Annotated in this window: 11 protein-coding genes; 9 read left to right on the plus strand and 2 right to left on the minus strand. The window is 59.8% G+C overall.

The features are described from left to right. The first annotated feature begins 27 nt into the window (after positions 1 to 27). Together BQ9846_RS09230 and purC are read left to right on the plus strand one after the other, a co-directional pair. The gene (locus BQ9846_RS09230; protein WP_075880695.1) at positions 28 to 1,029 is read left to right on the plus strand and encodes an outer membrane protein assembly factor BamC; all 1,002 of its coding nucleotides are present in this window, start codon (positions 28 to 30) and stop codon (positions 1,027 to 1,029) included. Between the two features lie 33 nt (positions 1,030 to 1,062). After that, positions 1,063 to 1,779 carry a phosphoribosylaminoimidazolesuccinocarboxamide synthase gene (purC, locus tag BQ9846_RS09235; RefSeq protein ID WP_075880696.1) on the plus strand — a complete coding sequence of 239 codons (717 nt, stop codon included), beginning with the start codon at positions 1,063 to 1,065 and terminating at the stop codon, positions 1,777 to 1,779. Between the two features lie 15 nt (positions 1,780 to 1,794). Here purC and tsaA read toward each other — a convergent pair whose 3' ends face one another. After that, positions 1,795 to 2,514 carry a tRNA (N6-threonylcarbamoyladenosine(37)-N6)-methyltransferase TrmO gene (tsaA, locus tag BQ9846_RS09240; RefSeq protein WP_075881716.1) on the minus strand — a complete coding sequence of 240 codons (720 nt, stop codon included), beginning with the start codon at positions 2,512 to 2,514 and terminating at the stop codon, positions 1,795 to 1,797. A 132-nt stretch (positions 2,515 to 2,646) separates the two neighbouring features. Between tsaA and BQ9846_RS09245 the strand changes: the two genes are divergently transcribed. Next, positions 2,647 to 3,174 (plus strand): GNAT family N-acetyltransferase, encoded by a 528-nt coding sequence (locus BQ9846_RS09245; RefSeq protein WP_075880697.1) that lies wholly within the window; start codon positions 2,647 to 2,649, stop codon positions 3,172 to 3,174. Between the two features lie 74 nt (positions 3,175 to 3,248). On the opposite strand, the gene nadC is transcribed toward BQ9846_RS09245, so the two are convergent. Further along, positions 3,249 to 4,103, minus strand: a complete 855-nt coding sequence (gene nadC / locus BQ9846_RS09250) for a carboxylating nicotinate-nucleotide diphosphorylase (RefSeq protein WP_075880698.1) — start codon at positions 4,101 to 4,103, stop codon at positions 3,249 to 3,251. A gap of 103 nt (positions 4,104 to 4,206) precedes the next feature. Between nadC and ampD the strand changes: the two genes are divergently transcribed. The 6 genes from ampD to BQ9846_RS09280 all read left to right on the plus strand — a co-directional run bounded on the left by ampD (position 4,207) and on the right by BQ9846_RS09280 (position 12,427). Beyond that, positions 4,207 to 4,827: a 1,6-anhydro-N-acetylmuramyl-L-alanine amidase AmpD gene (gene ampD, locus BQ9846_RS09255; RefSeq protein WP_165697907.1), complete on the plus strand. Its 621-nt coding sequence runs from the start codon at positions 4,207 to 4,209 to the stop codon at positions 4,825 to 4,827. 371 nt (positions 4,828 to 5,198) lie between these two features. Next, on the plus strand, positions 5,199 to 7,871 hold the full coding sequence (gene aceE / locus BQ9846_RS09260) for a pyruvate dehydrogenase (acetyl-transferring), homodimeric type (protein ID WP_075880700.1): 2,673 nt from the start codon (positions 5,199 to 5,201) through the stop codon (positions 7,869 to 7,871). Between the two features lie 56 nt (positions 7,872 to 7,927). Continuing rightward, a complete protein-coding gene (aceF, locus tag BQ9846_RS09265) occupies positions 7,928 to 9,970 on the plus strand; it encodes a pyruvate dehydrogenase complex dihydrolipoyllysine-residue acetyltransferase (protein WP_075880701.1) in 2,043 nt (680 codons plus the stop codon). Positions 9,971 to 10,252: 282 nt separating this feature from the next. Next, positions 10,253 to 10,909, plus strand: a complete 657-nt coding sequence (gene adk / locus BQ9846_RS09270) for an adenylate kinase (protein WP_075880702.1) — start codon at positions 10,253 to 10,255, stop codon at positions 10,907 to 10,909. Positions 10,910 to 11,027: 118 nt separating this feature from the next. Beyond that, on the plus strand, positions 11,028 to 11,726 hold the full coding sequence (gene tsaB / locus BQ9846_RS09275; protein ID WP_075881717.1) for a tRNA (adenosine(37)-N6)-threonylcarbamoyltransferase complex dimerization subunit type 1 TsaB: 699 nt from the start codon (positions 11,028 to 11,030) through the stop codon (positions 11,724 to 11,726). After that, a complete protein-coding gene (locus tag BQ9846_RS09280; protein WP_075880703.1) occupies positions 11,723 to 12,427 on the plus strand; it encodes a class I SAM-dependent methyltransferase in 705 nt (234 codons plus the stop codon). The genes tsaB and BQ9846_RS09280 overlap by 4 nt, the downstream gene beginning before the upstream one ends. Positions 12,428 to 12,459 lie beyond the last annotated feature (32 nt).

The raw sequence follows: 12,459 nt of genomic DNA on the forward strand, positions 1-12,459 counted from the left end.
CCATTTTGTTAATGTTAAGGTGGCTTGATGAGTTCTGCGCTTAAAAGCTCTGCGTTGCAAACCCCAGCGCTCAAATGGATACCGCTGGCACTGATAACGGCGATGGCGCTGTCAGGCTGCGCGCGCGAGGGCTTCTATGATGATCGCAATCTCGATTATGTTGATGTCGAGTCGGGCTCCCCGCTGAGCTTGCCAGAGACGCGCAACGAAGCGCGCTATGGCAACGCGCTGCCGGTGCCCGAGGTGGGTAGCCCGGCGCGCTTGAGCGGGCCCGCCGAGGTGCGCCCGCCGCAGCCGCTCACCCTTGCTGGCGGCATCGAGTCATCCTTTGTGGAGTCGCGTGAAATTGGCGATCAGCGCTGGCTCGTGGTCGCGGCGGATGCGGGCACGGTTTGGCCGCTGCTTGAGTCGTTTATCCGCACGCAGCCTGTCGACGTGAACCGTGTCAGTCCCTCTCAAGGGGTGATCGATATGCAGCAGGGGCAAATTCGCCTGCAAAGTGCCCTGCGCGCCGGTAGCAGCGAAGTGCGCTGCGAGCGGCAAGGGTCACCACTGCCAAGCTGCCTTGACGCGCTTGACGACTTTATCAGTGCTCGCGCCAGTAACCAAAGCACGGCGTTGTCATCGTCGCTCAACGCCCAGCGCTGGGCCGATCAGCAGGCGCCCATGTTCCGTCAGGAGGGAGAGCAGTGGACGGTGTCCATTCCTCACGGCGCCGATCGCGTCTGGGCCGAACTCGACCACTTCCTTGAACTGGATTTCGACGAGGAGGGCCAGCGTGATGTCATCGAAGCGCGGCCTTCTGAGTACGCTTTCGTGGTGGAGTACACCCCGCGCGCGCTGCGCAATTTCAGCCTCTGGTCGCGGATGATGAATCCCTTGACCAATACCTCGCCCTACCGCGTGCGCCTGACACTGGAGCCCGGCGGTGACCAGAGCGTGCTGCGTGCGGAAAGCGCGGGCGAGCGTGAGCTTAGTGCTGAGCACGAGCGCGAGCTACTAGAACGTGTGGCGGGCTATTTACGCTAACTTATTTACCCCTTCGACTCTCTCGGAGCCTCCATGGAAAAGCGCCAAGAACTTTACGCCGGTAAGGCAAAGTCTGTTTATACCACCGACGACCCTGACTTGCTGGTACTCCATTTTCGCGATGATACCAGTGCTTTCGACGGTAAAAAGAAAGAGGCGCTGGCGCGAAAAGGCCTGGTTAACAATGTCTTTAACGCCTTTATTATGGAGCGTTTAGAAGACGCCGGCATTCCGACGCACTTTGAAAAGCGCCTCTCCAACACCGAAAGCCTGGTCAAGAAGATGGAGATGATTCCGGTGGAGTGCGTGGTGCGCAATATTGCCGCCGGTGGCCTGGTCAAGCGCTTGGGCGTGGAGGAGGGCATGACCCTCACGCCGCCCACCTTTGAGCTGTTTTTGAAAAACGACGAGAAGGGCGACCCGATGATCAACGAGTCGCTGGCGGAGACGTTTGGTTGGGCCAAACCCGAGCAGCTGGTCAAAATGAAGGACCTGACGTTTAAGGTCAATCACGTGCTCAAGCAGTTGTTTGCCGAGGGCGGTATGCTCCTGGTGGATTACAAGCTGGAGTTTGGTGTCTTCAACGGCCAGGTCATCCTGGGCGATGAGTTCTCCCCCGACGGTTGCCGCCTATGGGATGCCGATACGCGGGAGAAAATGGATAAAGACCGCTTCCGTCAGGGGCTTGGCGGCGTGATCGAGGCTTACGAAGAGGTGGGCCGGCGTATCGGCATTACCTTTCCCAGCTAAGTGATTCTCTGTCGCTCATACCGCTTCGATGGCCACGACCGCTAAGGTCGTGGTCATTTTGTTATCGGCGGTGGAGGGCTCCAGCGCTTGAAACTTTACGTCCACATCACGCAGCCTAACGCCGTAAATGCGCTCGTTTGCGGTATCTCGCTGATACGCCGGGCGCGGGTCCTGGCGTAGCACTTGCGTAATCAGCGCCTGTAGCGAGTCGCTGTCGTCGCGCTGGGCAAGCGCTTGCCGTGCAGCCGGCTGAAAGACGACGTCGATAGGGAGCGGTGGCGCGGGAGCAAATCCGGCGCTGGCGTCGGGTTTCGCCTCGGCCCACGGCAGGTAAGGCTTGATATCCACCACCGGGGTGCCGCTTACCAAGTCGCAGCCGGCAAGCGTCAAGCGTACGCCGCGCTGGGTATCAATGCGCTCAAGCGCGATCAGCGAGAGCCCTAGGCGATTGGGGCGGTTGGGGCTTCGGCTGGCAAAGACGCCTACCTTGCGATTGCCTCCCAAACGCGGGGGGCGCACAAGCGGGCGCCATGTGGGTGGGTTGTGGTGAAAAATAAAGCTGACCCAGAGGTGGCTGACCGCTTCCAGCCCGCGCACGCAGAGCGGGTCGTCATAGGGCGCCACGAGCGTTAAACTAGCGCGCGCCGCTGGCGCGAGCCCAGGTTGCCGGGGCACGCCAAATTTATCAGGGTAGTCGCTTTCGATATAGCCAATCGGCGTGAGGGTAAAATCCATCGCTGCGTTCAAACCGTGGTTAGGGGTAAAAGGGTCAACGTAAAGGCGTGAAAATAAGCGCAAAGGGGGCGTGAAGCGCACGACAGTATAGGGTAAGTTGGGCCCATTCTATCGGGCAAGCAGGACTCCATTATGACCGAAGCGTTAGCGCCCCCTCCTTCTGCGGTGGCCCCACGCGTTGTATACCGCCAAGCACTAGCACGCGACGGCGCCGATCAGGCCGAAGTGTTTTACCATGCGGTGATGCAGGGGGCCGCCAACCACTACACGCTAGACGAGCGGCGCGCCTGGGCCAATGTGCTCCCTCGCGAGGCCTGTGCCTGGACGGCGCGTCACCCGCTTTACACGACACTGGTGGCGACCTGCGACGGGCGCTGCGTGGGGTTCTTGGAGCTTGATGTCAGCAACGGACGGGTTGAGACCCTTTACGTTTGGCCATCGCTAAACGGCCGGGGGATCGGGACAACCTTGCTGATTCACGCCGAACGCTGGCTACTAGAAGCGGGGCGCAGCACCATCGAGATGGAAGCCAGTCGCGTGCTTTACGAGCGTTTAGAGCGGCGCGGCTGGCAAAATCTCGGCGAGCGTTGGGTAGAGCGCGGCGGCGCACCGTTACAGCGCTACCACTTGCGCAAGCCGCTGCTCGCCGTAGAGACGTGACCCGTTTAATCAGCCCCTTCCCAAGCCGCCCCACTAAAAGCCCAGCCCTTAGAGAAGGCGCGCAAAAGGGAGTGTTAGACTGCGTACGTGCGCGTAAGGCGCATGGAGAGGTCAATGGCTTTGATGTCTTTGGTCAGCGCGCCACTTGAAATACAGTCAACGCCGGTATCGGCAATCGCTTTGAGCGTCTCGGTATCGACATTGCCCGAGGCTTCCAGCGTGGCACGCCCCCGCCCCCGGCTGACCGCTTCGCGCAACTCGTCGAGGGAAAAATTATCCAGCATGACGACGTCGGCCCCAGCGTCGAGCGCTTGATCCAGTTCGTCAAAGGTCTCCACCTCCACCTCGACGGGCACATCGCTGGCAAGCTTGCGTGCTTCCTTCACGGCTTCGGCGATGCCGCCGCAGGCAGCGATATGATTCTCCTTAATTAAAAACGCATCCCACAGCCCAATGCGGTGATTATGGCCGCCGCCGCAGGTGACGGCGTATTTTTGCGCCAAGCGCATATTAGGCAGGGTTTTGCGCGTATCCAGCAGGCGCACGCCGGTGTCGGCAATCAAATCGACGTAGCGACGTGTGGTGGTGGCCGTGGCTGAAAGGGTTTGCAGCACATTAAGGGCGGCGCGCTCACCGGTCAGCAGGCTGCGCGCTGGGCCTTCGAGGCGCAAAAAGCATTGACCGGCGTCCAAGCGGTCGCCGTCGGCGGCTTCCCACTTTAGCGCCACGCGGCTATCCAGGCGGCGGAAAATCTCATCCACCCAAGCAACGCCACAGAGCACGGCATTTTCGCGGGTGATAACCTGTGCTTCAGCCCACTGAGAGTCGGGAATTAATTGGGCGGTGATATCGCCTGGCCCGACGTCTTCAGAGAGCAAGCGAGCGGCGTTAGCGCGAATCTCTTCCGCAAGGGCAGTGTAGTAGTGCATAAAAAGTGTCAATTCCCTGAGCGTGGGTTGGCGTATAACGCCATTATAGTGAAAGAACGCGTGTAACGTCATGGGCGCGCGAAATAAGCAGCAGGAGTGCCGAGTGGCTAGTTCTTCACCTGATTGTCCCTCCCCAAAGCGGTCGTTGCAAAACGCCACCTGGTGGCCCAGCGCGCGCGCGGTGGTGTCGCCCAACGCCGACGAGCGCCCCCAGGGGGACGTCTCCTTGATCGTGCTGCACGCCATTAGCTTGCCGCCGGGCGAGTTTGGTGGCGAGGCCATCGAAGCGCTGTTCACCAACCGCCTCGCGCCAGAGGACCATCCCTTTTTTGCCATGATTGCTACACTGCGTGTATCTGCGCATTTTTTGATTCGCCGCGATGGGGAGTGTGTGCAGTTCGTGGATACAGGACGACGCGCTTGGCACGCCGGGCGTTCGCGCTGGTGGGATGCGCGGCAAGGTGTAATGCGCCAAGCGCTCAACGATTTTTCGATTGGTATTGAGCTAGAGGGCGACGACGTAACCCCTTTCACCAAGGCGCAGTACGCATGCCTAGCACAGCTGATTCGCTGGTTGGTCGCGCGCTACCCCGCGCTTGATATAACGCGTATGACCAGCCACGCCTGGGTGGCGCCGCTGCGTAAGACCGACCCCGGCCCCGCCTTTGATTGGGCGTACTTACGGCAGCGGCTGGAGCAAGAAATGCGGGAAAGTGGAAAGTAGACGATGAAACGGTAGTTTAACTACATTTGCGCTGTCAGCCGCAAGTTAACTCGCTTAGCGTTAAAAAGAGCTCATGTTGCGGTGCATTATGCTATTTTACGTCAGATTTCGGCGTTTTTTGCAATTGGCAGGACAGCGACTTTGCGGTATCTTCAGCTATACAAAAGGCTAATTTTTGCCAATATTATGTAGCTTAACTACATTCTAAGTGTGTCAAGCTTTGCTTAATGTCTTGAATGTAGTGAAGAATCTATCCCACATCGGCCGCTGGGTCGGTGGTGTAGGGCTTGCGGCAATCGATGAGGCCGCACGCCTTGGCCCCTTAAGGTTGGCGGGGCTACTGTCATTTATCGTCATTCGGAGAGACCTCTATGAGTCTGGAGACAAGAGAAGATCTCGATCCGACCGAAACCACGGAGTGGCTAGAATCCCTGGAGTCGGTACTGGATCGTGAGGGCGAAGAGCGAGCCCGCTACCTGATGACCCGCTTGGCGGATCGCATGCGCCGAGACGGGATGAAGGTGCCCTTCTCAGTGACAACCCCGCACCGCAATACGCTTCCGGTTCACCGTGAAGCGCCGATGCCGGGCGATCTGTTTATGGAGCGCCGCATTCGCTCCTTAATCCGCTACAACGCTATCGCGCAGGTCATCCGTAACAACCGCGCAAAGCCCGGGTTGGGCGGGCATATTGCCAGCTTCATGTCCTCCGCGACGCTTTACGATGTTGGCTTTAACCACTTCTTCCGCGCGCCTAACGGCGATTTTGAAGGCGACCTGGTCTACATTCAGGGCCATGTCGCACCGGGTATCTATGCGCGCTCGTTTCTGGAAGGCCGCTTAAACGAAGAGCAGATGGACAGTTTCCGTCAGGAAGTCGACGGTAACGGTCTCTCGTCTTACCCGCACCCATGGCTGATGCCGGAGTACTGGCAGTTCCCCACGGTTTCCATGGGCTTGGGGCCGATCATGGCGATCTACCAAGCCCACGTGATGAAGTACCTCGACTCGCGTGAAATGAAAGACATGCAGGATCGCAAGATCTGGTGCTTCATGGGCGACGGCGAGTGCGATGAGCCAGAATCCCTCGGCGCGATTTCTCTGGCCGGGCGCGAAAACCTGGATAACCTGATTTTCGTCATCAACTGTAACCTGCAGCGCCTTGATGGCCCGGTACGCGGTAATTCGCGGGTGATGGACGAGCTTGAAGGGGTCTTCCGCGGCGCGGGCTGGAACGTGCTGAAGGTGGTTTGGGGTCGCCACTGGGATCCGCTGTTCGAGCAGGATAAAAAAGGCGTCCTGCAAAAGCGCATGGACGAAGCGGTCGATGGCGAATACCAGAACTACAAGGCCAACGGCGGCGCGTACACCCGCGAGCACTTCTTCGGCAAGTACCCCGAAACCGAGGAAATGGTCAAGAATATGTCCGACGAGGACATCTGGAAGCTTAACCGCGGCGGCCACGACCCGTTCAAGGTGTATGCGGCCTACCACGAAGCCGTCAATAACGCCGCTGGCAAGCCGACGGTCATTCTGGCGCATACCGTGAAAGGCTACGGCATGGGCAGCGGTGATGGCGAAGCCGCCAACGAAGCGCACCAGGTCAAGAGCATGGAGTACGAAGCGCTGAAGAAATTCCGCGACCGCTTCGGTATTCCGCTCTCCGACGAGCAGCTCAAAGAGGTGCCCTACTACAAGCCGGACGATGACTCCCCCGAGCTTAAGTACATGCACCTGCAGCGCGAACGTCTTGGCGGCTACTTGCCCCAGCGTCGCGCCGATTTCGAGTCGTTGCCGATTCCGTCGCTGGAAGATAAGACCTTCGACTCCCAGATGGGGGGCTCCAAGGGGCGCGAAGTCTCCACGACCATGTCGTTTGTGCGGATTCTTAACGGCCTGGTCAAAGACAAAAAGATTGGCAAGCAAGTGGTGCCCATCATTCCCGATGAAGCGCGCACCTTCGGCATGGAAGGCATGTTCCGCCAGCTCGGCATCTATACCTCTGAAGGGCAGAAGTATGAGCCGGTCGATAAAGGCCAGATCATGTTCTACCGCGAGGATAAGCAGGGCCAAATCCTCGAAGAGGGCATCAGTGAAGCCGGTGCGATGTCGGCGTGGATTGCCGCAGCGACCTCCTACAGCAACCACAACTTGCCGCTGCTGCCGTTCTATGTGTACTACTCGATGTTCGGCTTCCAGCGTATTGGCGATCTCGCCTGGGCGGCGGGTGACCTGCAGGCGCGCGGCTTTATGGTGGGCGGCACCGCCGGGCGCACCACGCTCAACGGCGAAGGCTTGCAGCACCAGGATGGCCACAGCCTGATTCAGGCCTCCACCATCCCCAACTGCAGAAGCTACGATCCTACCTACGGTCACGAAGTGGCGGTCATCGTGCAAGACGGTCTGAAGCGTATGTTCACCGACAAGGAGAACTGCTTCTACTACCTGACCGTGATGAACGAAAACTACGAGCATCCGGCGCTCGACGACGTGCCTGCCGACGATATCATCAAAGGCATGTACCTGCTGCGTGAAACCAAGGGTGACAAGGCGCGCGTTCAGCTCATGGGCTCGGGCACTATTCTGCGTGAAGTCGAAGCGGCCGCCGAGCTCTTGGAAACCGACTGGCACGTGGGCGCCGATATTTGGAGCGTCACCAGCTTTAACGAGCTGCGTCGCGAAGCGCTGTTGATTGAGCGCACCGCTTTCTTGAACCCGGACGATGAAGCACCCAAGCCGCACGTGACCCAGTGCTTGGAAGGGCGCGAGGGTCCGGCGATCGCGGCTACCGACTACATGAAGCTCTTTGCCGATCAGGTGCGCGCCTGGGTGCCCACCGATTACAGCGTGCTGGGTACCGATGGTTTTGGCCGCTCGGACACCCGCGAGAAGCTGCGCTACTTCTTTGAAGTGGATCGCTACTTCGTCACCGTGGCGGCGCTGAAAGCGCTGGCGGATCGGGGCGATCTTGAGCGTAAAGTAGTGGGCGAGGCGCTGAAAAAGTACGGTATCGATCCGAGCAAGCCCAACCCGCTGACCAGTTGATTCGCTATCCGGCGGGGAGGCCCGCCGGTGTGTGACGAGTTGAGAGGAGCGCGACCTTGAGTAGCGAAATCATCAAAGTCCCCGATATCGGCGGCGACACCGATGTCGAAATCATCGAGATTGCGGTGTCACAAGGCGATGTCATCGAGGCGGAAGACACCTTGATCACGCTGGAATCCGACAAGGCCAGCATGGATGTCCCGGCGCCTAAGGGCGGCAAAATCATCAAGGTGCTGGTCAAAGAGGGTGACACCGTCTCGGAAGGCGACGACATCGTCGAGATCGAAGCCGAAGGCAGCGGTGAGACAGACTCATCCGAATCAACGTCAGAGCCTGAGTCTGCGTCTGAGCCGGAGAAGTCGTCATCGCAAGAGTCGTCATCGTCCAAGCAAGAGGCGCCCAAGAAGGCTGCCGGCGGCGGGGGTAAAAAGACCGTGGACATCAAAGTCCCCGACCTTGGTGGCGCGGAAGACGTCGAGATCATCGAAGTGGCCGTCAGCGAAGGCGATGAGGTCAGCGCGGAAGACCCGCTGATTACGCTGGAGTCTGACAAAGCCTCGATGGACGTACCCAGCCCCCATTCGGGCAAGATCGTGTCGTTGACGGTTAAAGAGGGCGATACCGTCTCCGAAGGTGACGTCATCGGCCAGATGGAAGTCAGCGGCGAAGGCGGCGATAGCGAGCCAGATGATAGCGCAGAGAGTGAGGCGCAAGCGTCCGATGACCAGCGTCAGGATGCCGAGCCGCAGGAGCCAGAAGAGGAAGAGGCTTCCAGCGGAGAGCCGGAGCGTAAGGAGATTCGCGTGCCGGATCTTTCCGGCTCCTCGGACGTGCCGGTTATCGAAATCGGCGTGGCCGAAGGCGACGAGGTCGATGAGGAAGACCCGCTGATTACCTTGGAGTCCGACAAGGCGTCGATGGACGTGCCAAGCCCCTATAAAGGCAAGCTTCTGGAACTCACGGTGAAAGAGGGTGACACCGTCTCTGAAGGCGATGTCATCGGCTACATCGAAGTGGCCGGGGCCAAGAAAGCGGCACCCAAAAAGTCCACGTCGGAGAAGTCGGCCTCCTCGGGTGCCTCGTCAGCTAAAAAGGAATCATCGACACCGGCAAGCAGTGGCGGCACACCGAGCCCCGAAGCGCAGATGGCGTCGCATAAGCCGCGCGATGGTAAATTGGTCCACGCCGGCCCCGCGGTGCGGATGCTCGCCCGCGAACTGGGTGTGGATCTTGCGCTGGTCAAGCCCAGCGGCCCCAAGGATCGCGTGCTCAAAGAGGACGTGCAGAACTACGTCAAACAGGCGCTGGCCGATAAAGGCAGCACCCAGGCGGCGGCCCCCGCCGCGGCGGCGGGGAGCGGTGCCGGTATTCCGCCGGTGCCGGAAGTCGATTTCAGCCAGTTTGGCGAGATCGAAGAGAAGCCGATGGGCCGCTTGCTCAAAATGGGCGCGACCAACCTGCACCGCAGCTGGCTCAACGTGCCGCACGTCACGCAGTTCGACGAGGCGGATATCACCGAGCTTGAAGCGTTCCGCAAAGCGATGAAAGCCGAAGCGGAAGCCCAAGGGGCCAAGCTCACGCCGCTGCCGTTTTTGGTGAAAGCGTGCGCCTTTGCGCTGAGGAAGTTCCCGCAGTTTAACGTCAGTCTGAAAGGCGACGGTGAAACGCTGGTATGGAAAAAGTACGTCCATATCGGCATCGCCGTGGACACGCCGGACGGTTTGATGGTGCCGGTGCTGCGCGACGCGGATAAAAAGTCGCTAATCGAGATCGCCAAGGAGATGGCGGAGCTGGGCAAAAAGGCGCAGAGCAAAAAGCTCAAGCGCGACGACATGACCGGCGGCTGTTTCACTATTTCGAGTCTCGGCTCGATCGGTGGCACGGCGTTCACGCCGATCGTCAACGCGCCGGAAGTGGCGATTTTAGGGGTCTCCAAGTCGCAGATGAAGCCGGTATGGGATGGCACCGAGTTCCAGCCGCGCTTGATGATGCCGCTGTCGCTCTCCTACGACCACCGCGCGATTAACGGTGCCGACGCGGCGCGCTTCACGGCCTTCTTGGCCGATGTGCTGACCGACATCCGGCGTTTGCTGCTGTAATTCGGTCTGGCGTAAAAGCCTCTATGCACGAGCTCAACGGCGCCTTCGGGCGCCGTTTTCTGTTTGCCCGGCGAAGCCGAGCAGAGGAGCGCGCCTGTGGATGAAGAGAGGGCGTCACCAACAGCACAGCGACGAAAGTGCAAGGCAGGAAACAGCGTGTTGTTTTAGCGGCAAAAAACAGAGAAAAACCGCTCTCTCAGGCTTTTGGGGAGTTGTGTCGCCTGATTGGCGCGGGTATTGTCGTGAATCTTATTTTTTCTTTTTCATTCAAGGAGCAGTGCCATGCGTTTGATCCTGTTAGGCGCCCCGGGCGCAGGCAAGGGGACTCAGGCTCAATTTATTTGCGAGCAGTACAACATCCCGCAAATCTCCACCGGGGATATGCTGCGTACGGCAATTAAAGAGGGTAGCGAGCTCGGCCTTAAGGTCAAAGAGATCATGAACACGGGTGGCCTGGTCTCGGACGATATCATTATTGACCTGGTGAAAGAGCGTATTAGCCAGCCGGATTGCGAGAATGGCTTTTTGTTTGATGGTTTCCCCCGCACCATTCCCCAAGCGGATGCCATGAAAGAGGCGGGCGTTAAGCTCGATCACGTACTGGAAATCGCCGTACCCGACGAAGAGATCGTCAGCCGTTTGGCCGGTCGCCGCGTTCACCCAGCCTCGGGGCGCGTCTACCACGTGGATTACAATCCGCCCAAAGAGCCGGGTAAAGACGATGTGACCGGTGAGCCGCTGATCCAGCGCGAAGACGATCAAGAGTCTACCGTGCGCAACCGTTTAGCGGTTTATCATGAACAGACCGCGCCGTTGGTGGATTACTACCGCCAGTGGGCAAAAGAGGACCCGGAAGCCGCGCCGAAATATCATCGCGTGGAAGGGGTGGGCAGCGTCGACGAGATCACGCGCCAGGTAAAAGAAGCGCTAAGCGAGTAAGTCGCGACACTCCGTTGCAAGCGTTAGCGTTTGATCGATGGCCCGCCTTGTGCGGGCCATCGTCGTTAAGCGCTGGCGCGGGTATAATCGCGCTTATTTGCTTTCACTGGGTAATCGAATGTCGTTACATCTATTGGCGCTAGACGCCTCTTCCAGCGCGTGTTCGGTGGCCTTGCTGCGCCGTGAAGGGGAGCACGAAAGCTGCCTTGCACGCTTTGAAATGACGCCCCGCGCGCATCCCCGCCGCTTAATGCCGATGGTCAATGACGTGCTGTTTGAGGCGGGGGTGACGCCCGCTCAGCTTGATTCCGTCGCCTTTGGCCGCGGGCCTGGCTCTTTTACCGGGCTGCGTATCGCGGCGGGTACCGCGCAGGGCCTGGCCTTTGGCTTGGCGTGCCCGCTTGTTGGCATTTCCACGCTACAAGCGCTCGCGCTGCAGGCACACCGCCGCTTTCATTGCCGGTACGTCGTGACCGCGCTGGATGCTCGGATGGGCGAAATTTACGCCGCCACCTGGCACTGCGCCGATGGCAATGTCGTGGCCCAAAGCGATGAAGCGGTACTGCCGCCAGCGCGCTTTTCGCTACCGGGTCACGATACCGACTGGGTCGGCGTGGGGTCGGGCTTTACACTCTGGGAGCAGTTTAACCCGGACGTGCAGGTGGCGATGTCGCAGCACCTAAGCGATTTAGAGCCTCGCGCTGAAGAGATGGCGTGGCTCGCCGCGCGCGACATTGACGCGGGGCTTGGGCAGGCGGCGCATGAGGCCCAGCCGATCTACCTGCGCAATGACGTTGCCTGGAAAAAGCCCGCATGAGCGATAGCGACATCCCATTACCGCCTGGGCTTGCGCTTGAGCCGCGCGAAGAGGGCCTGGTGCTGGTGGGCGATGAAGCTCGCTACGGCAAGCCGCTGCAAGTGGATTTTGTCGGCGGTAAGGCCGGACATCGGCGTCGGTTTGGCGGTGGCCGCGGCCAACTGGTGGCGAAGGCGTGTGGCTTGGTCAAAGGCGTGACGCCTAACGTGGTGGACGCCACGGCAGGGCTTGGCCGTGATGCCTTCGTGTTGGCCAGCCTAGGCGCGCCGGTACTGCTCATTGAGCGCGTGCCGGCCATTGCGGCGCTGCTGGCTGACGGCTTGGCGCGTGCGCGCGAAGACGCGCAGACCGTCGACATTGCCACGCGTATGCAGCTATGCGCAGGCGATGCCACCCAAGAGTTGGCGGCTATCGTGGCCCGCGCCGGTTTTACCCCCCATGTGGTTCATCTCGATCCGATGTTTCCCCACCGTGATAAATCGGCGTTGGTAAAAAAAGAGATGCGTATTTTTCGCGAACTGGCCGGTGACGACGCCGATGCCGGTGCGCTTTTAACGGCAGCGTTAGCAGTGGCCACTCACCGGGTCGTGGTCAAGCGCCCGCGCAAAGCGCCGCCAATCGACGGGCCGGCGCCTCATCACACCCTCGAAGGCAAGACGAGCCGCTATGATGTGTATGTACACCGTTCGTTATGGCGCTAAGTTGACGAGCGTTCGCCAAGAGGGGTCGGGAG

Source organism: Vreelandella massiliensis (assembly GCF_900155385.1).
GTDB lineage: Bacteria > Pseudomonadota > Gammaproteobacteria > Pseudomonadales > Halomonadaceae > Vreelandella > Vreelandella massiliensis.

Coding starts and splice junctions, on each gene's coding strand:
- BQ9846_RS09230 (WP_075880695.1), top strand. CDS start 28: ATGAGTTCTGCGCTTAAAAGCTCTGCGTTGCAAACCCCAGCGCTCAAA.
- purC (WP_075880696.1), top strand. CDS start 1,063: ATGGAAAAGCGCCAAGAACTTTACGCCGGTAAGGCAAAGTCTGTTTAT.
- tsaA (WP_075881716.1), bottom strand. CDS start 2,514: ATGGATTTTACCCTCACGCCGATTGGCTATATCGAAAGCGACTACCCT.
- BQ9846_RS09245 (WP_075880697.1), top strand. CDS start 2,647: ATGACCGAAGCGTTAGCGCCCCCTCCTTCTGCGGTGGCCCCACGCGTT.
- nadC (WP_075880698.1), bottom strand. CDS start 4,103: ATGCACTACTACACTGCCCTTGCGGAAGAGATTCGCGCTAACGCCGCT.
- aceE (WP_075880700.1), top strand. CDS start 5,199: ATGAGTCTGGAGACAAGAGAAGATCTCGATCCGACCGAAACCACGGAG.
- adk (WP_075880702.1), top strand. CDS start 10,253: ATGCGTTTGATCCTGTTAGGCGCCCCGGGCGCAGGCAAGGGGACTCAG.
- tsaB (WP_075881717.1), top strand. CDS start 11,028: ATGTCGTTACATCTATTGGCGCTAGACGCCTCTTCCAGCGCGTGTTCG.
- BQ9846_RS09280 (WP_075880703.1), top strand. CDS start 11,723: ATGAGCGATAGCGACATCCCATTACCGCCTGGGCTTGCGCTTGAGCCG.